The sequence below is a fragment of the Hazenella coriacea genome, from assembly GCF_004341825.1.
Classification (GTDB): domain Bacteria; phylum Bacillota; class Bacilli; order Thermoactinomycetales; family Thermoactinomycetaceae; genus Hazenella; species Hazenella coriacea.
Map to the genome: position 1 here is coordinate 98054 of NZ_SMAG01000007.1, position 26137 is coordinate 124190.

31 protein-coding genes are annotated in these 26137 nt (G+C 39.2%); 3 read left to right on the forward strand and 28 right to left on the reverse strand.

Annotated features, from left to right (window positions below; all coding sequences use genetic code 11):
* Positions 1-119: 119 nt before the first annotated feature.
* The 17 genes from EDD58_RS11710 to EDD58_RS11785 form a co-directional block, all read right to left on the reverse strand.
* On the reverse strand, positions 120-1301 hold the full coding sequence (locus EDD58_RS11710) for a D-alanyl-D-alanine carboxypeptidase family protein (protein ID WP_131925807.1): 1182 nt from the start codon (positions 1299-1301) through the stop codon (positions 120-122).
* Between the two features lie 509 nt (positions 1302-1810).
* Positions 1811-3136, reverse strand: coding sequence for a pyrimidine-nucleoside phosphorylase (locus tag EDD58_RS11715; RefSeq protein ID WP_131925808.1), 1326 nt, complete (start codon positions 3134-3136; stop codon positions 1811-1813).
* A 2-nt stretch (positions 3137-3138) separates the two neighbouring features.
* Positions 3139-3960, reverse strand: coding sequence for a purine-nucleoside phosphorylase (locus EDD58_RS11720; RefSeq protein WP_131925809.1), 822 nt, complete (start codon positions 3958-3960; stop codon positions 3139-3141).
* 25 nt (positions 3961-3985) lie between these two features.
* The gene (locus EDD58_RS11725; protein WP_131925811.1) at positions 3986-4828 is read right to left on the reverse strand and encodes a purine-nucleoside phosphorylase; all 843 of its coding nucleotides are present in this window, start codon (positions 4826-4828) and stop codon (positions 3986-3988) included.
* Between the two features lie 13 nt (positions 4829-4841).
* A complete protein-coding gene (gene deoB, locus EDD58_RS11730; RefSeq protein ID WP_131925813.1) occupies positions 4842-6023 on the reverse strand; it encodes a phosphopentomutase in 1182 nt (393 codons plus the stop codon).
* Between the two features lie 72 nt (positions 6024-6095).
* On the reverse strand, positions 6096-6338 hold the full coding sequence (locus tag EDD58_RS11735) for a DUF4227 family protein (RefSeq protein ID WP_131925815.1): 243 nt from the start codon (positions 6336-6338) through the stop codon (positions 6096-6098).
* 142 nt (positions 6339-6480) lie between these two features.
* On the reverse strand, positions 6481-7611 hold the full coding sequence (gene ald / locus EDD58_RS11740) for an alanine dehydrogenase (protein WP_131925817.1): 1131 nt from the start codon (positions 7609-7611) through the stop codon (positions 6481-6483).
* A gap of 93 nt (positions 7612-7704) precedes the next feature.
* Positions 7705-8184, reverse strand: coding sequence for a ferric iron uptake transcriptional regulator (gene fur / locus EDD58_RS11745; protein ID WP_131925819.1), 480 nt, complete (start codon positions 8182-8184; stop codon positions 7705-7707).
* 92 nt (positions 8185-8276) lie between these two features.
* Positions 8277-8948: a stage II sporulation protein M gene (gene spoIIM / locus EDD58_RS11750; RefSeq protein WP_131925821.1), complete on the reverse strand. Its 672-nt coding sequence runs from the start codon at positions 8946-8948 to the stop codon at positions 8277-8279.
* 182 nt (positions 8949-9130) lie between these two features.
* Positions 9131-9658 carry a hypothetical protein gene (locus EDD58_RS11755; protein ID WP_131925823.1) on the reverse strand — a complete coding sequence of 176 codons (528 nt, stop codon included), beginning with the start codon at positions 9656-9658 and terminating at the stop codon, positions 9131-9133.
* A gap of 462 nt (positions 9659-10120) precedes the next feature.
* A complete protein-coding gene (locus EDD58_RS15375) occupies positions 10121-10258 on the reverse strand; it encodes a lasso peptide biosynthesis B2 protein (protein WP_424321671.1) in 138 nt (45 codons plus the stop codon).
* The gene (locus EDD58_RS15165) at positions 10206-11087 is read right to left on the reverse strand and encodes a macrolactam cyclase family protein (RefSeq protein WP_243648728.1); all 882 of its coding nucleotides are present in this window, start codon (positions 11085-11087) and stop codon (positions 10206-10208) included. Before EDD58_RS15165 ends, EDD58_RS15375 begins: the two co-directional genes overlap by 53 nt.
* Positions 11088-11154: 67 nt before the next feature.
* Positions 11155-11292, reverse strand: coding sequence for a lasso RiPP family leader peptide-containing protein (locus EDD58_RS11765; protein ID WP_131925828.1), 138 nt, complete (start codon positions 11290-11292; stop codon positions 11155-11157).
* A 40-nt stretch (positions 11293-11332) separates the two neighbouring features.
* Positions 11333-11887, reverse strand: a complete 555-nt coding sequence (locus tag EDD58_RS11770; RefSeq protein WP_131925830.1) for a hypothetical protein — start codon at positions 11885-11887, stop codon at positions 11333-11335.
* A 51-nt stretch (positions 11888-11938) separates the two neighbouring features.
* Positions 11939-12346, reverse strand: a complete 408-nt coding sequence (locus EDD58_RS11775) for a protein-L-isoaspartate O-methyltransferase family protein (protein ID WP_131925832.1) — start codon at positions 12344-12346, stop codon at positions 11939-11941.
* Between the two features lie 213 nt (positions 12347-12559).
* Entirely contained in the window at positions 12560-12766 is a 207-nt protein-coding gene (locus tag EDD58_RS11780) for a hypothetical protein (RefSeq protein ID WP_131925834.1), read from the reverse strand.
* A 184-nt stretch (positions 12767-12950) separates the two neighbouring features.
* Positions 12951-13148, reverse strand: a complete 198-nt coding sequence (locus EDD58_RS11785; protein ID WP_131925836.1) for a hypothetical protein — start codon at positions 13146-13148, stop codon at positions 12951-12953.
* Between the two features lie 242 nt (positions 13149-13390).
* On the opposite strand from EDD58_RS11785, the gene EDD58_RS11790 reads away from it, so the two are divergent.
* Positions 13391-14803 carry a tetratricopeptide repeat protein gene (locus EDD58_RS11790; protein WP_165875958.1) on the forward strand — a complete coding sequence of 471 codons (1413 nt, stop codon included), beginning with the start codon at positions 13391-13393 and terminating at the stop codon, positions 14801-14803.
* 194 nt (positions 14804-14997) lie between these two features.
* Here the strand turns inward: EDD58_RS11790 and EDD58_RS15380 are convergent, their stop codons facing one another.
* The 8 genes from EDD58_RS15380 to EDD58_RS11825 all read right to left on the reverse strand — a co-directional run bounded on the left by EDD58_RS15380 (position 14998) and on the right by EDD58_RS11825 (position 22166).
* On the reverse strand, positions 14998-15177 hold the full coding sequence (locus tag EDD58_RS15380) for a hypothetical protein (protein WP_424321672.1): 180 nt from the start codon (positions 15175-15177) through the stop codon (positions 14998-15000).
* Positions 15116-15316, reverse strand: coding sequence for a hypothetical protein (locus EDD58_RS15170; RefSeq protein ID WP_243648729.1), 201 nt, complete (start codon positions 15314-15316; stop codon positions 15116-15118). The genes EDD58_RS15380 and EDD58_RS15170 overlap by 62 nt, the downstream gene beginning before the upstream one ends.
* Positions 15246-15644 (reverse strand): histidine phosphatase family protein, encoded by a 399-nt coding sequence (locus EDD58_RS15385; protein ID WP_131925905.1) that lies wholly within the window; start codon positions 15642-15644, stop codon positions 15246-15248. Before EDD58_RS15385 ends, EDD58_RS15170 begins: the two co-directional genes overlap by 71 nt.
* 177 nt (positions 15645-15821) lie before the next feature.
* Positions 15822-18959 carry an MMPL family transporter gene (locus tag EDD58_RS11805; RefSeq protein WP_131925840.1) on the reverse strand — a complete coding sequence of 1046 codons (3138 nt, stop codon included), beginning with the start codon at positions 18957-18959 and terminating at the stop codon, positions 15822-15824.
* Positions 18960-19282: 323 nt separating this feature from the next.
* The gene (locus EDD58_RS11810) at positions 19283-20620 is read right to left on the reverse strand and encodes a sensor histidine kinase (protein WP_131925842.1); all 1338 of its coding nucleotides are present in this window, start codon (positions 20618-20620) and stop codon (positions 19283-19285) included.
* Positions 20617-21330 carry a response regulator transcription factor gene (locus EDD58_RS11815; RefSeq protein ID WP_131925907.1) on the reverse strand — a complete coding sequence of 238 codons (714 nt, stop codon included), beginning with the start codon at positions 21328-21330 and terminating at the stop codon, positions 20617-20619. Before EDD58_RS11815 ends, EDD58_RS11810 begins: the two co-directional genes overlap by 4 nt.
* Before the next feature lie 135 nt (positions 21331-21465).
* Positions 21466-21675 carry a hypothetical protein gene (locus EDD58_RS11820; protein WP_131925844.1) on the reverse strand — a complete coding sequence of 70 codons (210 nt, stop codon included), beginning with the start codon at positions 21673-21675 and terminating at the stop codon, positions 21466-21468.
* A gap of 161 nt (positions 21676-21836) precedes the next feature.
* Positions 21837-22166: a hypothetical protein gene (locus tag EDD58_RS11825; protein WP_131925846.1), complete on the reverse strand. Its 330-nt coding sequence runs from the start codon at positions 22164-22166 to the stop codon at positions 21837-21839.
* A 202-nt stretch (positions 22167-22368) separates the two neighbouring features.
* On the opposite strand from EDD58_RS11825, the gene EDD58_RS11830 reads away from it, so the two are divergent.
* Positions 22369-23070 carry a GntR family transcriptional regulator gene (locus EDD58_RS11830; RefSeq protein ID WP_131925848.1) on the forward strand — a complete coding sequence of 234 codons (702 nt, stop codon included), beginning with the start codon at positions 22369-22371 and terminating at the stop codon, positions 23068-23070.
* Positions 23071-23148: 78 nt separating this feature from the next.
* Here EDD58_RS11830 and EDD58_RS11835 read toward each other — a convergent pair whose 3' ends face one another.
* From EDD58_RS11835 to EDD58_RS11845, 3 genes are all read right to left on the reverse strand, one after another.
* Positions 23149-23901 (reverse strand): alpha/beta hydrolase, encoded by a 753-nt coding sequence (locus EDD58_RS11835; RefSeq protein WP_165875959.1) that lies wholly within the window; start codon positions 23899-23901, stop codon positions 23149-23151.
* A 71-nt stretch (positions 23902-23972) separates the two neighbouring features.
* A complete protein-coding gene (locus EDD58_RS11840) occupies positions 23973-25145 on the reverse strand; it encodes an endonuclease Q family protein (RefSeq protein WP_131925852.1) in 1173 nt (390 codons plus the stop codon).
* Positions 25142-25687 (reverse strand): NUDIX hydrolase, encoded by a 546-nt coding sequence (locus tag EDD58_RS11845; RefSeq protein WP_131925854.1) that lies wholly within the window; start codon positions 25685-25687, stop codon positions 25142-25144. Before EDD58_RS11845 ends, EDD58_RS11840 begins: the two co-directional genes overlap by 4 nt.
* A gap of 150 nt (positions 25688-25837) precedes the next feature.
* Here EDD58_RS11845 and mciZ point away from each other — a divergent pair, with 150 nt between their 5' ends.
* Positions 25838-26002: a Z-ring formation inhibitor MciZ gene (gene mciZ / locus EDD58_RS11850; protein ID WP_165875960.1), complete on the forward strand. Its 165-nt coding sequence runs from the start codon at positions 25838-25840 to the stop codon at positions 26000-26002.
* Positions 26003-26137: the final 135 nt, after the last annotated feature.

Sequence of the window (26137 nt, forward strand, 5' to 3'; positions counted from 1 at the left end):
TAACCCATTACTTCTACGAACCCCCTTTTCTTTCCTTCTAAGGATGAAAAACACAAAAAGAGGAAGTGTTTTTTCACCCATTTCCTCTTTTTTTATCTGTTCATTTTAATCTGTTCATTTTAATCTGTGGCTTGACTCTCTTTGGGGAAAAGCAACATCTGGTTGACAACTCTCTTAATGGTAGTCCATAATCCTGCTCTTTCTACAGGATGAGCACTTGTCAAATCCATCTCTGCTACTACTTGATTCTGTTTGTAAACTTGAATTTTACCAATCACTTGTCCATTTTGAATCGGCGCTTTCAGATCATTCCAGACCACTTTCTTCGTATACGAGTCTGGATTCTCCCCTTTTTTAATCATAATCGAAAAAGGATGATTGGCTCGAATCACCATCTGATTAGGATCTCCTTTATCAATTTCCTTCTGTGCAATCACATCTCCTTTTTTATAAAGAAGGATGTTCGTAAACTGATTAAAAGCATAATTTAACATACCAGAAATCTCTGCATTACGAGTTTTTACATTGGGTTCACCCATCACAACAGCAATGACCCGGAAATTTCCGCGTTTCGCAGTGGCAGTTAAACAAAACATCGCTTCAGATGTGAATCCCGTTTTTAATCCGTCCAGTCCTTCATAAAAACGAACTAATTTATTTGTATTCACCAACCAAAATGGTTTTTCGGTATTTTGTCTTAAATAATCTTGATATACACCCGTATACTTAGTAATCTCTTCATGCTTCAGCAATTCACGCGACATAATGGCAATATCGTAAGCAGATGAAAAGTGATTGTCAGCAGGTAACCCATTCGGATTTTGGAACTGTGTATTTTTTAATCCCAATTCTTGCGCTCGATCATTCATCATCTGCACAAAATTTTCTTCTGTCCCGGCGATGAGCTCAGCTAAAGCAACAGACGCATCATTGGCAGAGGCGATCGCAACCCCTTTTAATAAATCATTCACAGTCATCTGTTCGCCTGGTTCCAAAAAAATCTGTGATCCACCCATAGATGCCGCATACTCACTGATGGGAACCTTATCTTGAAGAGTGATTTTCCCCGAATCAATGGCTTCCATCACAAGTAGCATGGTCATAACCTTTGTAATACTTGCAGGTGGTAAAGGTTCATGACTATTTTTTTCAAATAAAATGGTTCCTGTATCCGCATCCATCAGAATCGCTGAGTTGGCTTGAGGGGCTAACTTTTGCTCTCCTTGTGCAAAAGAAGTTGAAAAAACAGAAGTACATACGAAACAGCAGGCAATGATTACGATGCTCACTTTTCTACGCATCTATGGTCCCTCCTAATCAATATGCCATTAGTCTGAACCAGTCGATTGGTAATTATTCCAAATTCATTTTTCTAAACAAAAATACCCCTGACAAGAAATCATCTAACCACAAAACAGCTCATCGCTAGAACTGGAGCTCGATGTTCACTCTCCATGAGCTTGTGCCTTTCGAAGAAGAGAGAATGTCCGCTTCACTCTTCGATTCCAGGAGAAGACAAACGGCATGGAAGTTTCTCAGGGAAGGGTTGCCTTCTCTTTTCCTCCATCGAAGAGTTCCGCTAAGAAGTGGCACAAAGTCATTTCGTGTGAATCATCGATTCCTAACTAATGGTAAATCAACACTACTGATTATGAGGATGTTGCATAGATGATCATCAAATGAAAGAAACAAAAAGTACTCTTTTAAATATTATGAGCAAAAAACAAATCCAGCTATGCAGTCTAACAGAAAGCATAACTGGATTTTAAACCATCTTGCTATTGAACATGAGCACAGATAAAACCAAATATTAAAACCGAAGCACTCCCTTAGGTGTCACTAGACAGCGTATCAATGTAGGGGCTAGAACCTCTTGATCTGTAAGGTGAATCGCACCAAGGAGACGCTGTTTTACTTCAGCTAACTCTCGTTTTCTGTTGACAAAAAGCGTCGCTAATGGTTCACCCATCTCAACATAATCTCCCACTTTTTTATGAAGGATGATCCCTACTTGATGGTCAATCTCATCATCTTTCGTAGCCCGACCTGCTCCTAATTTCATCGCACAAAGACCAATCTCTTCTGCTTGGATCGATTCTACATATCCAGCTTTCTCTGACAACACAGGGGTTTGCTGTTCAGTTTGAGAGAGTTTCTCTAAGTTTTCAACACTTGTAACATCTCCATGCTGTCCAGAGATAAATACTTTTAATTTTTCTAATGCGCTTCCATCACGAATACATTGCTCTAATTTCTGTCGTGCCTCTTCTGTCGTTTCATATTTACCAGAAAGAAGTAACATCTGAGTTCCTAAAACCAAACTTAACTCTGTAAGGTCTTGGGGGCCTTTGCCTTGGAGAGTCTCAATCGCTTCTTTAATCTCAATAGCATTTCCAATGGCAAGTCCCAACGGTTGACTCATATCACTTACCACTGCAACCGTTTCTCTTCCCACATGTTGTCCAATCTCTACCATTGCTTTGGCTAACCGAATCGCATCAGCTTCTTCTTTCATAAACGCACCATCTCCTGTTTTTACATCCAAGACGATGGCATCTGCACCTGCTGCGATTTTCTTACTCATGATCGAGCTAGCAATCAACGGAATCGAATCCACGGTAGCGGTTACATCACGAAGCGCATACAATTTTTTATCAGCTGGGGTGAGGTCAGCTGTCTGTCCCATGACAGCAATCTGATGCTCATTGACTAAATCAACAAACTCAGGGGTACTCAATTCAGTAGAAAAGCCTCTAATCGACTCTAGCTTATCTACCGTTCCTCCTGTATGTCCTAAACCCCGCCCCGATAATTTAGCGACTGGAACCCCCGCTGCTGCAACAAGCGGAGCCAACACAAGGGTTGTAGTGTCACCCACGCCTCCAGTGCTATGCTTGTCTACCTTTTTCCCTTGGATGGATGAAAGATCCACCTGATCTCCTGACTTCACCATCGCCATCGTTAGATCAGCTGTTTCACGTGAAGTCATTCCTTGATAATAGACGGCCATCGCCCATGCGGCCATTTGATAATCAGGAATCATCTCATTGGCATATCCTTCGATCAAATATTGGATCTCAGCTGTTGTCAACTCATGTCCATCCCGTTTTTTACGAATAATTTCGACTGTGTTCATACCTATACCTCTTGAATAATCCCTTTGATCAAATTCATAAAGACAGGTTTGGTTCGATTGGCTACTTCTACCACCTGTTCATGACTGAGTGGCTCCAACTCTTCACCAATCGCCATATCCGTAATACAAGAGATACCGATCACTTTTAGTCCAGAATGACTTGCAACAATCACCTCAGGAACCGTTGACATTCCGACTGCATCTCCTCCTACAGTTCGAAGCATAATTAGCTCCGTAGGGGTCATATAAGTTGGGCCACTCACGCCAGCATAAACACCTTGTTGGAGTTTAACTCCCTGTTTGTTAGCAACTTGAAGTGCTAATTCACGCATTTTCGGGGTATAAGCTGCAGACATATCAGGGAAGCGAGGACCTAATTCCTCATCATTGGTGCCGATTAATGGATTGGAACCAGTCATGTTTAAATGATCTGTGATGAGCATGAGATCGCCTGCTTGGAAGTTCGCATTCATACCACCTGCTGCATTGGTAGCAATCAATAGGTGAATACCAAGAGCTTTCATCACATAGACAGGAAACACAACTTCTTGTTGACTATAACCTTCATAAAAATGAAAACGTCCTTGCATAGCGACAACTGTCTTTCCAGCTAATTGTCCAATGACTAACTGTCCAGCATGCCCCTCCACTGTAGAAACTGGAAAATGTGGGATTTGATCATAGGGAATTTTCACAGCATTTTCGATCTCATTAGCAAGCTCTCCCAATCCCGAACCCAAAATCAAGCCCAATTCAGGCTGAAGCGAAGTGAGTGATGTAATATGTTTCTTTGCCTCATGGATCTTTTGTAAACGATTTTTCATTTCATTCTTCCTCCCCGATCTATCATTAACTATTTAGATGAAGATTAGATGATTCACGTATAATTCCTTTAACCAATTCGATAAATTTGGATTTTACTTGCTCCGCAGTAGCCATCACTTCTGCATGACTAAGTGGTTGAGGTAATATACCAGCTGCCATATTAGAGATACATGAGATTCCCAATACTCGAATTCCCGCATGTCTTGCTACAATCACCTCTGGCACGGTAGACATCCCAACAGCATCTCCACCTAACTTACGAATCATCCGAATCTCCGCAGGTGTCTCATAAGAAGGCCCCATCACTGCGGTATAAACACCTTCTTGTAATGTAAAACCTTGTTGTTTAGCAACCTGATGTGCCAACTCACGTAATTGAGAATCATAAGCGCTAGACATGTCTGGGAAACGGACACCCATCTCAGAATCATTAGGACCCATTAGTGGATTTTGATACATTAAGTTGATATGATCGCGAATCATCATTAAATCTCCAGGAGCAAACGATTGGTTCACACCACCAGCAGCATTGGTAACTAAAATCGTATCAACACCTAACTCTTTCATGACTCGAATCGGGAAAGTCACATGAGAAACCGTGTGCCCTTCATACAAGTGAAAACGACCCGCCATTACCACAACAGGTTGATTTTCAAGCATTCCGATGATTAGCTCACCCGCATGTCCTTCCACTGTAGACTCTGGGAAATGTGGAATTTGATCATAGGGGATATGAACAGGCTGTTCAATCTCATCCGCTAATACACCTAATCCTGAACCTAGAATAAGTCCAATTCGGGGTTGAATCGTCGTTTTTTTCATGATGGCTGTTTTGGCTTCTACCATCTGTGTACGTGTAAAACTCATTTTGTCACCGCCTCTATCTTAATTCAGTTAGGAAACTACGACCGATTTTAGGAGCTTGTACTTTAAAGTTTTCTGCGATGGTCGCTCCGAGATCGGCAAATGTGTCACGAATGCCAAGATGTTTTCCTGGTTGAGACAGTTTTTTACTAAAGACCAACAAAGGTGTGTATTCCCTAGTATGATCTGTGCCATGGTGTGTTGGATCATTTCCATGATCTGCTGTAATCATTAGCAAATCATGCTCTTGTAGTGCATCCAAAATTTCAGGTAAACGTTGATCAAACTCTTCTAACGCTTGACCATACCCATCCGGATCACGTCGATGACCAAATTTGGCATCAAAATCGACCAAATTCACAAATGCTAACCCATGAAAGGGCTGTTTCAAAATGTGAAGAAGTTGATCTACCCCATCCATATTTGATTTTGTATGTATGGATTGAGTAACCCCTTCACCTGCATAAATATCGGAAATCTTGCCAATCGCAATGACATCAAAACCTGCTTCAGATAAATGATGAAGAACCATTTTTTCTGGTGGTTCTACTGAGTAATCCCTACGATTAGCGGTTCGAGTAAAATTTCCGGGCGTTCCAATAAAAGGACGAGCAATCACCCGAACAACTGAATATTCTTCTTTAAAGGTCAGTTCCCGCGCAATCTCACAAATTCGATATAGTTCGTCTAAAGAAACTACTTCTTCATGTGCTGCAATCTGGAGTACACTATCTGCTGATGTGTAGACGATGATCCCGCCAGTTTTTATATGTTCTTCACCTAATTCAGCGATAATCTCTGTTCCAGAAGCTGGTTTATTCCCAAGCACTTTTCGCCCAGTCTTCATTTCTAAGTCTTGGATTAACTCTACAGGGAAGCCTTCAGGATAGGTTTTAAATGGCTGATCAGTATAAATCCCCATAAACTCCCAATGTCCTGTAGTTGTGTCTTTCCCTTTTGACATCTCACTCAATTTAGCTATGGTTGCTTGTGGTTCACGCACAGGAAGGATGCCTTCAACAGCTTCAATATTGCCCAATCCTAAACGCTGCATATGAGGCATATGGAGACCTCCTCGCTGTTCAGCAATATGACCTAACGTATGTGCACCTGCATCTCCATACTGAGTAGCATCTGGTAATTCACCAATCCCTACACTATCTAAAACGATCAAAGCCACACGTGGAAAGTGTACCATAATAAGTATCACCCCTTTATTATAAATGAGCAAAAAAAATAACGCACAAGTAAAAGTTCCTGTCCGTTTTCATCATTCCCCGATCCAATAAAAAATAAGTAAGCGATTTTTGATCTCACTGCCAATCGTAGCTGGAAAAGAATCCTCTTGGTGAGCAAATACTTTTAATGCTCCGCCCATCGGCTCTCGATACATCACATCAGGTCGCCATAAAGGCGTAAAAAACGCTAAGATTTGATACAACAATAAGGTAAACAGAGCAAATAAAAACAAGAATTTACCCCATTCTTTTAGTTTACGAATGGAAATAATCATGAGAGCAAATCGTCCTTTTTCATTTATTTTCTTTCAATCTATGAAAAAGGACGATGTTTTATCACTTGCTTTTGACTATATCACAAAACTATTAAGATCATCTAGCCATTCATACCGTTCATTACCTTAATGATGCACATCCCTAAAGAACTTTTTGTCCTAAGACATCATTCAAAGATGTGTACGATAAGTTTAAGCTCTCTGCAACCGCTTGATAGGTCACATTTCCATTTAGAACGTTTACACCACGAGCCAACGGTCTGTTTTCAACTAATGAACGCTCGAGTCCTTTGGATGCGATTTGTACCGCATATGGAATCGTTACGTTAGTTAGAGCCATTGTAGAAGTTTTTGGGACAGCCCCAGGCATATTGGCAACTGCATAGTGAACAACTCCATGCTTGACATATGTAGGATCACTATGTGTGGTGACACGGTCACTAGTAGCAATCACTCCGCCTTGGTCAATCGCCACATCAACAATCACTGAACCAGGTTCCATCGATTTGACCATCTCTTCTGTAACCAAACGTGGAGCACGACGTCCTGGAATCAACACTGCACCTACCAAAAGATCTGCTTTCTTAACTGCTTCTGCAATGTTGTAACTATTAGACATCACTGTATGCAATCGTCCACCATAGAGGTCATCCAATTGACGAAGACGATCTGGATTGATATCAAGTAAGGTAACGTTAGCACCTAAGCCCATCGCCATTTTGGCTGCATTGGTTCCTACAACACCCCCACCGATCACAACCACATTGCCAGGTTGGACCCCAGGAACACCTGCGAGTAGAACCCCTTTACCACCTTTAGGCTTTTCTAAGAACTGTGCTCCGATTTGTACGGACATCCGTCCAGCAACTTCACTCATCGGTGTTAGAAGAGGAAGTGCTCCTGAATCTAACTGGATGGTTTCATACGCAATCGCTGCTACTTTTTTCTCAATTAAAGCACGAGTTAGTTCTGGTTCTGGAGCTAAGTGAAGATACGTGAAAAGAATAAGACCTTCACGGAAATATCCATATTCCTCTGGGAGAGGTTCTTTTACTTTTAGGATCATTTCAGCTTGACCCCAAACTTCTGCCGCTGAGTTGATTATTTTTGCACCATGAGCGACGAAGGAATCGTCCGGAAAGCCACTTCCTTCTCCAGCTCCCTTTTCAATAATTACTTGATGCCCCGCGTTGATGAGTGCATCTACACCAGCGGGTGAAATCGCAATACGGTTTTCGTTATTTTTAATTTCTTTTGGTACTCCGATAATCATGATGAAAACCCTCCTTTGCATTCAATATCATACCACGCTTCTGCCAATCTTAAAATGAAATTTAAAATAAAAAATGTGAGACCTAAAAAGATCTCACGTTACTTTTGAACCTACCAGTTTTTTTACGTCTACACCTTGGCTTTTACATCGATGACAAATACCATGGAAAGTCAAACGATGGTCAATGATTTGAAAATCGTATTCTTTTTCAACCCGTTCTTCAATCGGGCCCAACAAATCCTCCATAATTTCATCTACCGTTCCGCAGTTCATACATATGAGGTGGTGATGATGATGTTCAGCCCCCTCAGCTCGAAATTCATAGCGGGTTACACCATCGCCAAAGTTCAGTTTGTGGATGATCTGAAGATCTGACAATAGTTCGAGTGTTCGATATACGGTAGCAAGCCCAATCTCTGGAGCTTTTTCCTTCACCAACAGGTAGACATCCTCTGCGCTTAAGTGTTCTTCTTCATTTTCCAAAAGCACACGGACAGTCGCTTCCCGTTGGGGGGTTAACTTGTAGTTATGGGCGGACAACTGTTGTTTAATTTGGTTCACCCTTTTTTCCACATTCCCACCCCCCTGCGTATCTGTCAATATTATATGAAAGAGTGCGGGAGTAAGTCAAATTAAATAAAATCGATTCTCATATAATAATGATTTTAAAATAAAGAAAGAATCAGTCCAAGCTGTGGTAGAGTCCCTTTCATCAATGAAGGAGAGATATATGCTTCAAACAGTGAGGAGATTAACATCACGACTGCCATTCCCGTAATGAGGATCGAAAAAGAGACAAACTGAGGATAGATCGAACCACGGTGATGAATGATACGATTTCTTACCAGTGATAATGAAAAGTCAATCCCAGCCACTGCTACAATAATCATCACAGGGATCACTAACAGGTTTTGCGGCACAACCGCTACAAACGCAAACCAAAGCCCTTTCCAAGAGAGTTGGCTTACTAAAAAACCTACAGTAAACCCAATGACCAATCCTTTTAAAAAGATGAAAATCAGTAACAGGGGGATACCAATCACTGAAATTCCTAAAATCCACATCAATCCCACCGTTTTTAAATGATCACCAATTGCATGTTGGAATGCAGCTTCAGGATCTGCGATCGAATCTTGCTCTAATCCACTAAAAAAATATCCTAAATAATTTAATAATCCCTCTTTTTGTTCCAGATCGAGAGTATTTACAATCACCGCGCCAAAGACGACACCTACCATAAATAAAACGGTGATAAATAAGTAGATCGTTTTTTGATTTTGCATATGATTTTGAAATGTATAGCTCCACCCATTTTTTCTTTTAAATGTAGGTTTCATCTTTTGTACCCCTCCTTAAGTTCACACTCTTACTCTATGACGGAGGAGGGGTAAATATACTAGACTTCTTGAGATCGAATATGTAGCTCTGATTGTTTAATATCTAACATATTTATTTGTTATACTCTAGGTTTTTCTAACATAGGACACTCGATTTGTGAGAGTTTGAACGAGAGAATGGATCAAACATTTTGATTCATTCCTTTCAATGATTGAAAACGATCTACACCGTCTATGATCCAATATCGCTCAGTCTCAGGAACTAGATGTAAAAAATCTTCTTGTTTACCGATCCACCCATCAGGAACAAACTTTTCATAAATCTCAGTCTCTGGATATTTTGATAAAAATAATTTTTCATCAAAATCAACATAAAAAGTGGGGAGGTAATGCCTTAAATCTTGAACTTCTTCATCCATGAGAGATTGTTGCAACATCTCATGCAAAGTACGACTGGAGATTGGTTCTTCTTCCATCTGTGCAAAAAAATGTTCAACCGTTTCTTCATTGAGAACCCCAATATAAAAACGATCAGCAAAATCGTATAAATCAACAATTTCATCTGAGCATTGATATTGGGTTAAGAAGGTTTTACTCCAACTGACTTGATCTAAAATCCACATCTCCTTAGGTGTAATGTACCACCTCCATACTCCATGTAAACGAACAGCTGTGATCACAGTCTCTGGGAAAAAAGGAGGATTGATCATATGAATTCACCCTTTCATTCTATTTCACACATCCAAACATGAATCTTAAGGGATTAGCATAGTACCGACAAAAACCTTTTTCCCCTCTTCAAAAAACATTTTTCCATTGTTACTCTTTCATTTTCAAAAAATCAGTGATAGTAGATTCAAACCTTTTTAATTATCAATTATTTAGCGAGTAAAATCAATCTAAAATACAACTTAGGTCACTAGTGTCGATGAGATAATATTTACCTGCTTGATCGATCATCGGAGCTCGATTTTCATCCTCCATAGGCTTGTACCTTGGAAAGAAGAGGAGAAGTCCGCTTCATTCTTTGATTCTAGGAGGAGGCTAAAGGCATCGAAGTGTCTCAAGGAATAGTTGCCTTCTCAATACCTCCAAGGGTTCCACTAAGACGCAGTAAAAAGTCATTGTGTACGAAAAATCGACTCCTAACTGATGGTAAATCAACACCACTGTTAAATTACCAATAATTTCTTATACCTTGTAATTTCCTCTTGTTCTTGAACTGGCACACCTTTTACTTCCACCCATGCATGGGATTCAAATGGATAAAGCTTTACACCGATACAAAAATCTATCGACTTCTTTTCCAAATAAACGTAGATAACTAACGCTAATGCTGTTTCCAAGCAAGCGATCAATACCATAATTCTCATATACTTCTTTGGCAATGGTTCCATCTTCCCATTCATGTACAGATTCACTTTGATAAGTTAAACCAGATCGCATTAAATGAGGATTTTTAGATGTTAAAATAGCCAATGGTGTTGAATCTAATCCCCCGCTAATATCTAGGCTTATATGACTCTTCTTTTTCACCCTTCGTTCGACAGTTTCTAATAATGTATTTCGAAAAATCGTAGTACCCTCAGTTAAAGATTTAATGGGATCATCTGTCCAAACCAAAGCCTCACAAGGCGGGACAGATTCAATATTTTGAAAAAGGGATTTACGAAGCTTAAATTCAGTCATGGAAGAACAAAGTAACGAAACTAACAACTGATCATGATCAACTTGTTTTGAGAATAGACTTGAAAGAATAAGTTGATGTGATGAAAAAACAGTATATTCTGGTAGGCACATGAAATAAATTGGATAAAGTCCTAGTAAATCTGGAATCAATAGCAATGAATCATGATGATAAAGAAATATTTGATCGTTCCCTTTCCATCTGTTAAAAACAGCGATGTCATTTGTTTTCTCATATTGTCTAAAGATAGATTCTTGTTCTTCTCTTATGGTAATTCCTGTCCCAACAATCAATGCTCGTAGTTGTCGAGTTTTAAAAACCTGTAACTCATTTGATGACCATTGATTTGAAACATATAGAGGAAGATCGCTCCAAACTTGGTTTGTACCTAATGGAACAGGTAAAGAAAACGGATTTGATTGTCTAGAAAAACAACCATAAACAAATTTCATAGAATTCCTCCAGAAAAAGGGAGCGCTAGACAACTTACATAAAGCGCCCCCTCCTACTTAATTAGTATTAGTTGTAGTATTCTTTCAAATCAGCGGTATCTCTTGACTCGTCGCCAAGTGTTTTTTCAACAACTGACCCAACTTTAAAGATCGTAGGTTTTTCGTATGTTGTTTGGTTTGCTTCTTTTACAAAATCTTTTTTCATGATGGTCACCTCCTTTCAATTGTAAGATTGTCTGAATACATTACTTTGATATAGTTAAGCGCACAACCCCTGTTTCTCCATTTTGTTGAATGAGAGGAATCATTGATTCAACGCCAACTTTCCCTGAATCCAACCATTCTTTATACCAAGTTTGTAGAATCGACGTAGCACGTTCTCCATTTGCAATGACTAACGGTTTAGAGTATGAAAGCAAAGCAAACTCGTTCTCATCACTGTATCCAATGAAATAGCGCTCATCTGCTCGAAACGCCGTCGTCAGCCCTTCTTTTTGTTGGGAGAACAGATAGGCTTGAAAAGCCTCCTGTTTTTCGCCTAACTCGAAGACTGATTTCTCAGGAGTTTGCCTTATCAATGAATCTAAAAACTTCTTGCGTTGCACTTGTGGTTCGTTTTTCAACCACTGTGAACTTGCCCATGCAACAGCTTTGAAACCACTCATCTCTTTTACATCTGCGGCAAGTTCAAAACCGTATGATTCATAATCGGGTGTTTCATTCATCAAAATATAACTACCAGAAATAATTTTTTGCCCAACTAATTGAGTGCCTTCTTTCCTCATTTGGCAAACGAACATACTATTTGCGACACCTCCAACAAGAAATGGAGCCACTAACGTTCCTTGTTCTCAAAGTTGATTGATCCAATTCTGCGGAAGATATTCTGCACTTGCCCATGCAACAATACAATCATATGGCGCGCCTTCTGCATCCCCTTTTCTACCGTCTTTGGTTTCAAAACGAGCATTGACAATGTTCTTTTGCTTAAATAACTCTCTTGCCCGATTTGTCATTTCAGGCTCAATGTCGAGTGACACAACAAATCCGTCTGATCCCACCAAATACGAGAGAAGAGATGTACTAAACCCTGATCCTGTGCCAACTTCCAAGACTTGATTTCCTTCTCGTACATTTAATAGTTCCAAACTTTCTTTAATCGTTTGACTAGCAGTACTTTGCATGACGGCGCTTCCGTCTTCTTTTAAAACGAATACATCACGATTTACATGCTGAAAAGCCTTATCTACTCTACTCATTCCAATCCTCCTAGCAAAATAGAAACCGTATTGGATATTTTTGATGTTCCTTTAGCACGAAATAACTAACTGATCAATTATGGAAAATACCATGATCAATCTATACTATTTCTTTAGAAACATCGCTTCCAATAGACAGGATACACCCTATAATAAACTAATTATTCCCTTTATTATGGAACAAAGGGAGACCGATATTACAAAACTCCATTCCTAACCAGACATAATTCTAATCATTTTAAATAAATGCATCCGATCTGTGTCTTCTGTCACACTTTTGCACTCTTTCAATGTGACACCATATTCTTGCAAAAATTGATCAATCTTTTTCGGCTCTCTGATTTCCCTACGCTCTCCACTTAGACAATGGATGACAATCATCGCTTGCTTCTCTTGGTCAAACCAGAATTTCACTTCCAATTTGGAACCCCTTTCTATTGCTCCACCCATCCAATATGCTACTTTTTTTTCTTTTAAATCTACTGTTGAAGAACTTTCACTTACCAGATTTAAAGCATATTCTGATCGACCCTAGTCTTTCATCCATCTCATCTATGCTATAATGTAAATATCTGAGTTTTTGGAGCCAGTTTTCTGGCTTTTTTTATTTTTGCTCTCGACATGCAAAAATATCGTAATTCCAACCTGACAAATGCCATTTACCTTCCTCGATTTCCGACTGAATGACGTTAGATAATGGGATCAGAATCTTCTGTCCATTATATGTGTCTAACTCCACTGTTTTAATCTCCTGTGAAGGATCAACTTCATTTGAATTTCCCTCAACCGCAAGCTTGATCAAATGATCCCCTCCTTTTAGATACATCTGAGGCATCTCTTGTTGCGATCATTATTACATAATTCTTTTTTTACTTACAAATATTTAAAATCATGCACCATTAATTCGATTTGCAAGATTATTCAATAAAATACATGCACAATACTCAAACTTCATTTATAATAAAAACACAAATCAGAATCTTCACTGAAGATTGTAAAAATCGGCTCGTTGATCAAGAAAAATTTTTTTTGAAGGTGATTGTTGTGAAAAGAAAAGACTACATATTTGTTACAAAGGAAATGGGAGAAGTCTTGAAGCTTGCGAGATTACAATTAAATGGAAACGACATCAGCCAAGAAGCTTTAGCAGCTAACTCAAACGGTAAAATCTCAACAGGAACGATCAGTCATATGGAAAATGGCGGTTATCGAGTTAGTAGAGTTAAACTGGAGTATTGGTGTAGTGTTGTACATGTGGATTTAGAGGAATTGTTGAATAACAATCCAACAGAAGAAATAGCAGAGGGAGATTTAAAGTTCGAACTCATAGCCATCGAACATACCTTGGCACGAGTGGATCTAGAAGAAGGTTGGCAACGACTCAACCAACTCCATTTAACAAAAGATAATCCGTTGATCTCAACTGCCTTTTACTTAAAAGGAAAATATTATTCAAGGAAAAAAGCATGGAATCAAGCTCATGTTTGTTTTACTCGAGCCATTGATATCGAGCAATCCCATTCAGTACCAAATAAAAATAATATCATATCAACTTGTTACTATGAACTAAGCCGAGTCGCACTCTACGAAAATGATTTAAGAAAGGCTCTAAACTATACACGAAAGGGGTTAAAGGCATTTGTAAAAAATGGAGAAAGAAAATATTGCCTATATCAATTACTAGTTAGTAAAGTGATTTATCTTAAAAATCTAAACCGCATTGAAGAAGCATTAGTGGCATTAGATGAATTATATAAGCAGAAATGCGATATTGAAACCACCTCAGTTTTACTAAATATGGCTGATCTACAAGCAGAGCTATTAAACAGAACGGAAAGATATGAAGAAGCCACTACATACGCACTAGAAGGGATTGAGTTGGCTCGGATCGAGAGTAATTATGATCGGTTATTTGATCTATGGACCGTGCTAGGTACAAGCTATATGAATCTGAAGCAATGGAAAAAAGCAGAACGATGCTTTCTTGAAGCCCTTAAATTAAAAGATAAAATCAAGCGAGAATCTTTACCCGTTACAACATATAAACAAATTGGGGAACTTTACTCTATTCTTGACAAAACAGAAAAAACCTTAGACAATTTAAAAAAGGCAGTCAAGTTAGGAAAAGAAACCAATGATGCTCTGCGAACTTGTGAAGCCCTGATCTCTTTAGGTGATTATTATTTCAAACAAAGTGATTTTAAAAGTGCTGAATCTAAGTATGAACAAGCACTGGCGTTAGCAGAACAACATTCTTTTTCTGCCCAAGAGGATATTTTGGTAATCAAGCTTGTCTGTTGTTACACAACCCAAGGATCTGAGAAGATCAAACTGTTTGCTGATCGCTTAGTAAATATATTAGTACGATTACAAGGAAGAGGTGAAAGAGATATGTTTAAGTTAACTTCGCAAATGATGTCCACGAAACACGATGTATCTGATCCTCCTGAAAGTTGATTACTAGAAAGGAGTGAAAATATGCTTACTAAACAGTATATATCTGATCCTCCTGGAACTTAATCTCAAAAAAAGGAGTGAAAATAAGCTTAGTCACCTTAGAGGGTGCTGAGCTTATTTTTTCGAAACGGATAAATTCATGAAAAGATTGCATGTTCTATTTTCCCGAAAGTTACAAGGCAACTCATTTTCTGTCACCTTGTAACCTTCGGGAAAATTTTTTCGTCTTCAAATAGGATCGTAACTCCATTTGGAGAACATTGGATCAGGTAGACACTGGCCCAATGGGTGTCAGGACCTTCCCACACAGTCTCAATACTTCCACTTCGAAAGAAATTGACAATGACCTTGATGGTAATCGAGTGAGAAACCACGAGTATATTCGCTCCCTCGTGTTTCTTTAGAAGTTGTTGAAAAATGGGGTCGTCCGATTTTCAACATCCTACAATGTTTCTCCTTGTGATTCTCTGGCTTCATATCGTTCGGGATGATGATTGATACATAATAAGTCATCTGGGTAGAGGTCTTGAATTTCTGACCATTTTCTCCCTTCCCATATACCGAATCCCATTTCCATTAGGGAATCGGTTGGGATGAGATCAATTTCTCGGTCTCCTTTTAAGTAAGAAGCTGTTTCTAAGGCACGATGGCTTGAGCTTGAGTAAATACATTGGAAAGGGATTCCATGTAGTTGCTCTGCCAGACGTTGGGCTTTCTTGATCCCCGTCTCTGTCAGAGGGGAATCTAATCTTCCTTGTAACCGACCTTCGACATTCCATTGAGTTTGTCCGTGTCTTACTAGATATAAATTTGTAAAAATAGAACCATTCCTTTCTCTGATATAAAATTAGTTATTAAGTACAGAGATATTACAATCTAGTCTACACAGGATTCTTGACACTACTAATATTCCATTAACTATCACTATATCAAAATTTCAATATCCAAAATATACTTATTTATCATAAAAAGCTGTTGCCCAAAAGGACAACAGCCAGAAGTCAAAGATATCACTGATTTAGTTGACTAACTCTTTCTCTTTGATCTGTCTTTTTCTTGCCTTTTCCTTCCGTGACTGCTGATCCATCAATGCAATCACCGCTGGAAGAAGGAGAGGGAGTAACACAAATGCGAGTAACAAGAGTCCCAATATAACTACTGTAGAAATCTGCAGTAACGTCGTCACTCCAGATGGATACATCGCTGCAAATGTGAAACAGAGAATCAAGGCAGCAGAAATGATTACTGACCCTATATTTTTCATCGCCTCTTGAATGGCGATCGTAGGGGTTTGCAATTCATATTCTTTATAACGCATCATCAAGAAAATACTGTAATCGACTCCTAGAGCGATTATCATGACAAAAGAGAAGAATGGAATCGTCCAAGATAATCCTACTTCACCCAATCCATTGATGAATATAAGCTCAGTCAATGAAAGCGAGCTATAATAAGCAATCACTAACGAAAAGAGGATCACAATCGTTGTCCAGAAGGATCGGAACAACAGTAATAACATCACTCCAATGCCTACCAACATCCAGATCACAGCTTGAGCAAAGTCTTGAGAAGACATGGTGTATAAATCCTGGTTCATCGATGATACACCACCTGTTCCTACTTCAACATCCTTATACTCTGTGTGGGCTAGATACTCTTTAACTGCTGAATCAATTTCCTCTGCAATTGTCATGGCCTCTTCTGAATAAGGATCGACATTCAGTGAGACTGTCCATTTAGCAATCTTACGGTCTTCGGACATATAAGCATCTAATGCGCTTTGGAAATCTTTTTGTTTTCTAACCGAATCAGGGATAAAAAAGGTTTGAGTTGCTTCACTTCCTGTCACTTGAGCAAGATATTCATTCGCTTTCTGAAGCCCTCCTGAGATTTCATCTAATCCGTTTGCACTTTGGGACAATCCTGTCTGCAACTCTTTAAAGCTACCACTAAATTGCTGTAAACCTTGTTGCAATTTTTCCTGTCCTTGATTAATCTTTTGTAATCCGGCATCGATCTGATCAAGAGATTGAATCACTTTTCCTTGACCTGTAGCTCCTTGTTCTAAGCCACTTGCCAATTCAGCAGTACCTTTACGGAGTTTTGTAGCCCCTACTGTAAGCTCTTGTTGACCATCAGCTATTTTCGCTAAACCACTGTTAGCTTTTTTTAGCTCATTATTCATTCCTGTAAAGGTTCCATTCAGTGTTTGTAAGCCACCTCGAAGTTGGGGGAGTTGTGAGCTTAACTTCGAGCTCGTCTGTTGGATCGTAATTAAGTTAACATCTGTAGCTAACTCTGGATGGTCTTGCCCCATCTTTTGCGCAGATGATTGGATCACATCAACAGCACCTTGAATCGATCCAATCTGCCCTTCAAGCTTTTGATATTCACGATTCAAAGAAGTGTATCCACCCTCCAATTTCTGATAACCAGAAGATAACTGTTGGGTAGATGCAGAGACTTGTTGTAGCCCTTTTTCCAAATCTGCCATTCCCTTTGAAATGTCAGTCGCTCCACCAGCCCCTTTTTTCACCCCTCCTTGAATTTTTGTGAGTGCATCTTGAATTTGACCTAGTCCAGACCGCGCAGAATCAGTTCCACTCACTAGTTTACCCACATCATTCAAATCTCCTGAAGTAGCTCCTTGGATTCGAGATGATGCTTCCGACAAACCTGAAGAGATTTGATCAAGTCCATCTGTAGATTGATTTAATCCTTTATTCACATCTTCAGTTTGCTTATTAATATACAGTTGATCGATCCGTTCACCAGTGGGACGAGTCGGACCAAACACAGACTCTACTCCATCAATTTGAGTTAAGCGCTGATGTAACTGATCTAGAAAGGCGAGTGACTTTACGGAGTCGAGGGGTTGATCATTCTTCATGTATACAGTTGTTGGCATCGAACGCCCTGGACCAAAAGAGTCAGATACAATCTCAAACCCTTTCACGGATTCGAACTCTGGATTCACTTCCGCCAAGCTATTAAATGATAAATTTCCATTGTGCAATAGCATGACAGGAATGGTCAGCACAGCGACTAACGCTAGAGACAAAAAGGAACGCTTCACTGAAAAGCGACCCATCCATGACCAAAGACGACTCTCCTGATGTCCCGTAGTTTTCTTCATGGGCCAAAATAAATAATTCCCCATGATCGCCAGACAAAAAGGAACTAAGGTGAATAAAACCGCCAACAAAATCATGATTCCAATCGCAATAGCTACAGCTGAGCGATAAATACCAAATTCAGCGAGCCATAGCATACTAAATCCTATGAAGACAGCTAATCCACTAAATAATACTGTTTTTCCTGCTGTTCGATAGGTTTCAATAATCGCAGCGGGAATACTTCGTTGTTTGCTCATCTCCTCTTTAAACCGCATAAAGAGAAGAATATTATAATCTGTTCCAATCCCAAACAAGACAAGAATCAGGAATGTTTGGGTTGTATTAGCAAATGGAAAGTCAAAAGACTCTACCAAATGCATCACTGTTCCCAGAGAAATTAGATAAGTGATTCCGACAATCAGAAGAGAGATCACAGGAGTAATGGGTGAGCGAAACACAAGGATGAGGATGATAACGATAAACAGAACAGCAAAGATTTCAGTCTTTGCAACCCCATCTAAAGATGTTTGCGCATAATCTTCAATGATAAAGTCGTTTCCTGTTAGATAAGTTTCTACACCACTTAAACGAACCTCTTTAGCTAATTGATCACGGATTTCACTAATGGTTTGGATTTCTTTAGAAATCGAAACGACAGCCATCACCGTTTTGTTATCTTTTGAAATCAGCTGTTCTTTTGCCTGTTCATTAGCAAAAGGGGACAGCATGGATGAAACATCCAGCTTTGATGATGCTTCGATCTCTTTCAGCTTCTGTTCAATCTGCTTGAGCTGAGATTCATTGATTCCGTCTTGATGATGAAAAGCGATGACTGCTTCTACATTTTTTCCACCCTGGTCGCTTCCACTCATTTGTTTTTCAAGATCAATCGCCATTTTCGAGGTATAACCTTCACCGATTTCAGGCTGACCTTTTTCACGAACCAGTCGGTCAATAGAAGGCATTGTCATCAAAAGAGCGATCAAGGTCATGATCCACACTGCTAGCCATAACCACTTACTTTTGATGATCCACTTCATATACGAAAAGACCCCCACAGCTTTATTTTGGTAATATTTATGAATCCTAGACTTGTCACATATCCTCAGTAGTGAAATATCTAACTGTTCAAAGTCATCTTTTACCTACACTGACTTTGTGTCACTCCTGATCAGACCTTTATCTTTCTCACAAGGCACAAGTTCATAAAGGCTGAACATTGGAATGAGATATCTAAAATTTTGCCTAGGATCTTTACAGCAATCTCACCATATCAAGGAAAAGTAAACCAAATCTAAAGCAAAAATAAAAAAAAATAAAAAGAGCTATTTCCTAGCCCTTTGTAATCCTTTTGTCACAGTCCTCAGTTGTTGATCAGAGGAATCGTAAATCTAATCCCCAGTCCTCCATATCTGGATGGAAAAGCTTCGATGTTTCCCCCGTGTCTTTCAATAATAGTACGACAAATCGCCAATCCTAGACCTGAACCTCCTCGTTCCGCTTGTCTTGCCTGATCAACAGTATAAAACTTACTAAACAGTCTAGGGATCTCCTCATCTGCTACACCCATTCCATTATCCTCGATCACAAAATTCGCCATGCCCTCATCCTGATATCCTGTAAAAGTAATAGTCAGCGACTCATGATCTGCATATCGAATCGCATTGCTTACCAGATTGGCAATGACTCTCCGAAGTAAGTCTGGATTGGCCTCTAGCCCATCCTTCTCCGAAAAGACATGTTCATAGCGAAAATGGACATCAAGCCCTGAACATTCTTCCTTATATTCCTCTGCCACAGACTCGAAAAACTTACTTACATGAATGGGCTCTGTTTTAATGTCTAACAAAGCATACTCATTTTTCGTATACGAAGAGAAAACATCGATGAGTTTACGAATATCCATTGCCTTCTGTTTAATCAACTGAAAATAACGTTCTCTTTTTTCCTGTGGAATGGCATCCGATTCCAGTAGTTCGATAAACCCCTGCATAGAAGTGAGTGGAGTCTTTAGATCATGGGCGATGGATGAAATCAGATGGATCTGCTCTTCATGTGCTTCATATAAACGCTTCTCCATATGATAAACATGTTGGTATAGTAAGCGAATCTCATCACCCTTACCCTGTTCCTTATCTCTTAACGGAATTGGCTTCCGTTTCACACTTACCTGACTTAAACGTTGATTAAGATCATAGATCGGTTTTGTAATATATTGATTCGAATAAACAGACACCAGAAAGAACAAAGTTAATATCACTAGCATGAATACTAAAAATGTTTTGTTGAATAGTTGTCCCACTCCAAAGTCAGCTAGTAGATCCGTTTGACGCGAGATCGTTAATTCACCGACGGGAAGTCCATTTTGATAAGTAGGAAACGTTTGTTCAAATGTTAAATAACCCTCTTTGAATTGACCTGCTTGCATATGGACATCCGCGTTCAAGGAACGATATTCAAGCTGGATCCCAGGCTCTTTACTTACTTCCTTCAAATAGGATTTTAGTTGGTCTGGTGATTGTTGTAACTGATCCACCTCACGGATAATCATAAAGTTTTCTTGTACTAATCCTTTCGATCGTTCCGTAATGTATTGAAAATAATAATCCTTAAAATAGATTCCCAGAAAGAAAAGTAATATTAAAAATACAGCCATGATAATCATCGTAAGAATCAAAGGAATTTTATATGTTAATTTCATCCATCTTCTCCATCTAACACTAATTTGTATCCTACACCCCAAATCGTTTTAATGAGTTGATGCTGTTTTCCAATCTTTCTTCTTATATTTTTGATATGGACTGTTACTGTATTTAAATCACCATACTCGTCTCCCCATACATTATGGTAGATCTGTTCCCTAGATAATACTAAGTGAGCGTTTTGATAAAGATAGTTTAATATTTGAAATTCCCTTGTAGACAGTTCCAATGGGACTCCATGAATATATGCTTCGTATTTTTGTTCATCTAACACAAGTGGAGGCCGAGAAGAAGGTTCTGTCCACTCACTCTGTTTTTGTGAATATAAGTGTGGGTGATTGAGTCGTTCTAACTGGCGAAATTGCACTTTGATTCGAGCCACTAACTCCTGAATTCCAAACGGTTTGGTCATATAGTCATCTGCACCCACTTCAAGACCAATCACTTTATCAATTTCGCGATCTTTGGCACTAAGTAAAATGATTGGCATCCGAAACTTTTGTCGGATTCGCCTGGTTGTTTCAATCCCATCCAACCCTGGCATCATAATATCTAAAACAACCAAGTCAATCTGTTCACGTGCAAGCACTTGGAGCGCTTTTTCTCCACGATTCGCTGTAGTCACTTGAAACTGTTCAAAAGTTAAAGCATCTTGCAAAAGCTGTAGAATATCTTCATCATCATCTACAACTAAAATATGATGTTTAATTAACTCTTTCATATCCAATCCCTACTTTTATCCATGATTGTGCAACTTTTTAAGATATAAAAGAACCAACTCGATCATAAAAAAGTCACACCTAGTGATCGGTGTGACCCATTCTATGTAAATGATAACATATATTTATCTTTGCCTAATGGAACGATTTCCAAAATAATGGAGACGGTCTTCAGCCTCAAGAACACCTTTACATTGATGAAGATCTAGCTCATAAGCACATAGAAAACGTTGAATCTCTTTTGGATTTCGAAGAACTTTTTTCTTATTCGTTTCTAGATGAAGCAAAATCATCACTTGCTCCCATGAATCAAACCAAAAACGAATACACCTCAAGTGACTCCCTCTCTCTGTATATTAGGTTTTGCCGAACAAACATACATTTAGAAGTCAAACTAAATGTATCCCCCATGTACCGCATCAGTAGAACTTACATTATGACGCTTTCTCTATTTTTAAAAAACTTTTTATATGATACAATCAAATGTGAACAACTTTCATTTTTTGCTTTCCCCATTGGTTTTTTCCAATGGGACTTTTCTACCCGAAAAAATATCATAGTTTCTTCCATGAATCAGTGTAACCCCATCTTCGAGCGTTACGACCTTACAATCAAGTAAATCCATCACAACTTCGGGACCACCAGCAAGGGCAAGCTTTACTTGAGTACATACTTTACGATGAAGCTCGAGCTGGATTGTAGTCTGTACTAATCCTTGTTCTGTTAACACTTCTTCTTGGAGTGTTTGAAAAGGGAAGTGGGCACCTAACTCATTGATGAAATGTTGAAGTTCATCATCTTTACCAGTCACTGTCACAGTTAACAATTAAATAACCTCCTTATCAATCAGTATGTTTATTTCACATTATTTTCAGAAACCTACAGTTATAGTCTAAATCTAGATTCCCATTTTTTCAAGTATTTATATTCGGAATAATTCCTCTGTTGAAATAAAATAGTTTCCAACAGATTGAATAATACATCTTCAATATGTGTCAAATGAATTAATTTTAGAAGGGGATATAACCTTGGCTAAAAGTAAATGGAAAGAAATTTATCAAGTACTTAAACAGCGAATTGTAACTGGTGAATACCAAGCGGGACAAGAGTTCCCTACTAACTTTGAGTTAATGAAAGAGTTTGAAGTTCATGCTGCAACGATCCAAAATTCTGTCAATGCCCTGATCCGTGATGGATACATCGCCTCAGCAGGAAGTACCAACATTCGTCGAACTGTTTGTGATTTGAATACTTTCCCTGTTCGTAGAGGTGGTTTCAGAGATGAACATAGTAAAGGGACGAAAGAAGTTCTGCAAATGGAAATTATACAAGACGCCTCTTTACTTCCAGAAAATGAAAGTCAATTAAAGCCACCTGTCTTATACTATTACACACGCCAATGGAAAGATGATCAAGTCGTAGCGATTTCTGAATCATTTATTCCTCAATGCATCCCTTTGGACAAGCTAAAAGAAGAGCTTCAAGCACCTGAGGCTCGGCTATATGAAACCATGAAATCTTTTGGACAAAAGCCCAATGTCTGTGTAGAAACCTTAGTCGCTGCCACACCCACCTCAGACGAACAAGAGAAACTACAACTGGATGAACCGACTCCTGTTGTACGAATTACACGCAAAGTCTATGATCACAAAAATAAACTTTTAGAGTATTGCAAGCTAACCGACCGTGCGGATTGCTATCAATACACCTATCGAGTTCCCTTTGAATGAACAAGCTTCTTTTTTGGGAATCATTGAAATCAACAAAATAACCGGCCCTGTAGTAACATGAACAGGTCCGGTTATTTTTTAAAGTGAAAAGTGTTTTACAAACCAGTTCGTCGAAAACCTCTCTACGACTGATAAATGATCCATGAAGCTATGATTGGCTCCATCGATGATTTCTAATCTAGAATCGTTAGGTAGCCATTTTAAGCCTTTTTGGGTTCGTTCATATAAGCTCTTTTCTTCTTCATCTGCATTTCCATGGATCACCAGAACAGGACATCGTACATTTGTCAGTAACTCTTGTTGATTCACTAACTCAAAATCCAGTAACATCTGTTGATCAATAAGAACCTTTCGATCCCCTTCCCCCAGAGTCGTTAGATAACCCACCTCTTTCAATTCCTGCATTTGTTCGGGGGTAAAATATTCGTTCCAATCATATTTCATTGAACCTGTCAGGGCACCTGTCAAAACCATAGTAGCTATATCAGGTGTGTAACACTCTAAGCACACTCGACTTCCTAAACTATGTCCATAAAGGGCAATCTCGTGATACTCTCTTGACTTTACAAAAGCAATAGCTGCTTGTAGATCATCGATTTGTTTGGCTATGGTTAATTGATCTGTATCACTTTCTCCACAACCACTAAAGTCAAAAACTAACACACTATAGCCCAATTGATGAAAGGTACTTGCAAACCTGTCAAAGCGCCCTTTAGAGGTTTTATTAGAGGTAAAACCATGGCACATAATAATGATCGATGAAGAAGATGATTCATAATGATGTCCGATCAAAGTTAGCTCTCGAGAATTCTTAAAAGCAACTCTCTTCATGCGTTCTCCCCTCTTTCGAGCAGTCTTGATGATGCAATCCATCAACTTCTTCATGCTTGTTCAAAAGGGGCTCATTGTTTCACCTTACCGTACGTACCACCGCCACCTTCTTTAAGTTCCAACCTTTGCTCGCGAGCCCTCTGAATGTGCTTGGCAATTGACTCATTTGCCACACTAGCGATCTCTTCAATCGAAGCAACATGGAGAACATTCATCTCTGTACCAAAAGCATCTAGTAACTTATCTAATGTTTTTCTACCACATTTAGGGATGAATTCTAAAGGAACCTGATATCGATAGGGAGCCCGATATTCTGGTGAGTGGCTCTCTTGATCAGCTAGGGAGAGAATGCGGTCACGCACGCCTTGTACCTTTTTAAGGCTACCACAATACGGACAACGATCCTCAAAGGTTCCTGTTGGCCAGAGTTCATCACATGATAAACAGCGTGTCCGATAATATTTTCCCAAACGAGGATTTAATCCATAATTGGCTAGCACTTTTCGCCCTTCCTGTCGAGCTAAAGCTAGCTGTAATTCACGAAAACTAGCTTCTTTGACAAGGAGTTGGTTATACTCCCGACCAATTTTAGGAAGTGAATGAGCATCTGAGTTTGTAACAAAAGTAAACGGACTTAATTCAGATAAATGATCTGCCAAAAAACGATCAGAGCTCAAGCCTAATTCGACTCCCGCTACCTGATCCATCCGTAAAACATGGCTCATGTGGGTTGAAGCACTGCCATAGATACTTTTAAACGGCGTAAAGACATGAGCAGGGATAATCAGACCTCCCAGTTCAATAACTTTTTCTTGTAAAACCTCAGCTGGTTGATAAAGTCTTTGCGTACTCAATTGCACATTTTTCATATGTTTTGCTAACCAATCAGTAAATAGCTTCATCTGTTCAAGTGAAGGTAAAAAAGCTAATATATGCGCAGCTCCTTGACCCGGTTCACGAATCTCAATCTCTGCTCCCAACAGACAAGTGGTATCTTGGTAAACAATCCCACCATCTGGATGCTCTTGATAAAGCCCTGATTGTAAACCTTTTTCAATATCTTCCTGTACAGGTGGAGATTGTGCATCAATGATCCCGATCATCTGCATTCCCTTACGATGACTGGATTCCTTAATAATATTTTCAAAGGTCATATTGCGAGCGGCTGTAATTTTCACAGGAAGATTGTTGGAGGTACGACCAATATGAATATGCAAATCAGCAAAAATCGGTTGCAAGCTCATCGTTGATTCAGCACCTGATTTTGCCAAAAGTAGATGGCAGCTACTGTTTTCGCATCGCAGATCGTTCCCTTAGCTATTTCTGCTTGACACTCTTCCAAAGTAAGTTCTACCAACTCAACAAATTCATCCTCATCCAGATGAACTTGACCTTTTTGTAGTTCTTTCGCTTGAAACAGATAAAGGTATTCGTTAGCAAATCCGGGTGATGTATAAAAAGAGACCATTGGTTCTAGTTGTCCTGCTACGTATCCTGTCTCTTCTTCAAGCTCACGTTTGGCACAGTCTGCGGGGTCTTCCCCTTTTTCTAGCTTACCTGCCGGAATCTCAAGAATGGTTTTCTCCAATGGCTTACGAAATTGCCGAACAAGGACTAGACGATTTTCATCAGTTATGGCAAAAACAGCAACAGCTCCTGAATGCTTAATAATTTCTCGAAAAGAGGTGGAACCGTTAGGTAATTCGACTTGATCCACTTGCAAATGAACAACTTTGCCCTCAAAAATGGTTTGGCTGCTGATTGTTTTTTCTTCGAATTTTTTCATGGTAGAGTATCCCCTTTGGGTCAATTTGAAGGTCTGATACTTCCTATTATAACCTAGCTAGCAATCACCTATGGAATATTTTCCATGTTGATCACGTATACCCGTACTATGATTTAGCGACAATGGAACTAAAGACAGGAGGGTTTGATGATGATCATAGAGCAATCTAGACAAGGGCTTCGTTTAATCGGAAAAGCATGGGAGATTCGGGCATATTTACGCCACTGGTCCAATCAACACCAGCACCTCCAGGATTATTTAGGAAAGACAACACTAGAAGCTCCGAATCGACAGTTATATCTGGTGAAAAAATAATGAATCTATTTCACTAGGGAAATAATTTCTAGACATTTTATGATGTTGTTGAACAAAAAGCATCGCTAGCACTTCCTGAACGTCCAATAGTATAATAGAAAATGATTACAATCTTTTTTTGAAAGTTATACATGA

What these genes read in the sequence shown, in the direction of transcription:
- EDD58_RS11710 (WP_131925807.1), bottom strand. Translation starts at nt 1,301, where the DNA reads ATGCGTAGAAAAGTGAGCATCGTAATCATTGCCTGCTGTTTCGTATGT.
- EDD58_RS11715 (WP_131925808.1), bottom strand. Translation starts at nt 3,136, where the DNA reads ATGAACACAGTCGAAATTATTCGTAAAAAACGGGATGGACATGAGTTG.
- EDD58_RS11720 (WP_131925809.1), bottom strand. Translation starts at nt 3,960, where the DNA reads ATGAAAAATCGTTTACAAAAGATCCATGAGGCAAAGAAACATATTACA.
- EDD58_RS11725 (WP_131925811.1), bottom strand. Translation starts at nt 4,828, where the DNA reads ATGAGTTTTACACGTACACAGATGGTAGAAGCCAAAACAGCCATCATG.
- deoB (WP_131925813.1), bottom strand. Translation starts at nt 6,023, where the DNA reads ATGGTACACTTTCCACGTGTGGCTTTGATCGTTTTAGATAGTGTAGGG.
- EDD58_RS11735 (WP_131925815.1), bottom strand. Translation starts at nt 6,338, where the DNA reads ATGATTATTTCCATTCGTAAACTAAAAGAATGGGGTAAATTCTTGTTT.
- ald (WP_131925817.1), bottom strand. Translation starts at nt 7,611, where the DNA reads ATGATTATCGGAGTACCAAAAGAAATTAAAAATAACGAAAACCGTATT.
- spoIIM (WP_131925821.1), bottom strand. Translation starts at nt 8,948, where the DNA reads ATGAAACCTACATTTAAAAGAAAAAATGGGTGGAGCTATACATTTCAA.
- EDD58_RS11755 (WP_131925823.1), bottom strand. Translation starts at nt 9,658, where the DNA reads ATGATCAATCCTCCTTTTTTCCCAGAGACTGTGATCACAGCTGTTCGT.
- EDD58_RS15165 (WP_243648728.1), bottom strand. Translation starts at nt 11,087, where the DNA reads ATGAAATTTGTTTATGGTTGTTTTTCTAGACAATCAAATCCGTTTTCT.
- EDD58_RS11765 (WP_131925828.1), bottom strand. Translation starts at nt 11,292, where the DNA reads ATGAAAAAAGATTTTGTAAAAGAAGCAAACCAAACAACATACGAAAAA.
- EDD58_RS11770 (WP_131925830.1), bottom strand. Translation starts at nt 11,887, where the DNA reads ATGTTCGTTTGCCAAATGAGGAAAGAAGGCACTCAATTAGTTGGGCAA.
- EDD58_RS11775 (WP_131925832.1), bottom strand. Translation starts at nt 12,346, where the DNA reads ATGAGTAGAGTAGATAAGGCTTTTCAGCATGTAAATCGTGATGTATTC.
- EDD58_RS15170 (WP_243648729.1), bottom strand. Translation starts at nt 15,316, where the DNA reads ATGACTTATTATGTATCAATCATCATCCCGAACGATATGAAGCCAGAG.
- EDD58_RS11805 (WP_131925840.1), bottom strand. Translation starts at nt 18,959, where the DNA reads ATGAAGTGGATCATCAAAAGTAAGTGGTTATGGCTAGCAGTGTGGATC.
- EDD58_RS11810 (WP_131925842.1), bottom strand. Translation starts at nt 20,620, where the DNA reads ATGAAATTAACATATAAAATTCCTTTGATTCTTACGATGATTATCATG.
- EDD58_RS11835 (WP_165875959.1), bottom strand. Translation starts at nt 23,901, where the DNA reads ATGAAGAGAGTTGCTTTTAAGAATTCTCGAGAGCTAACTTTGATCGGA.
- EDD58_RS11840 (WP_131925852.1), bottom strand. Translation starts at nt 25,145, where the DNA reads ATGAGCTTGCAACCGATTTTTGCTGATTTGCATATTCATATTGGTCGT.
- EDD58_RS11845 (WP_131925854.1), bottom strand. Translation starts at nt 25,687, where the DNA reads ATGAAAAAATTCGAAGAAAAAACAATCAGCAGCCAAACCATTTTTGAG.
- mciZ (WP_165875960.1), top strand. Translation starts at nt 25,838, where the DNA reads ATGATCATAGAGCAATCTAGACAAGGGCTTCGTTTAATCGGAAAAGCA.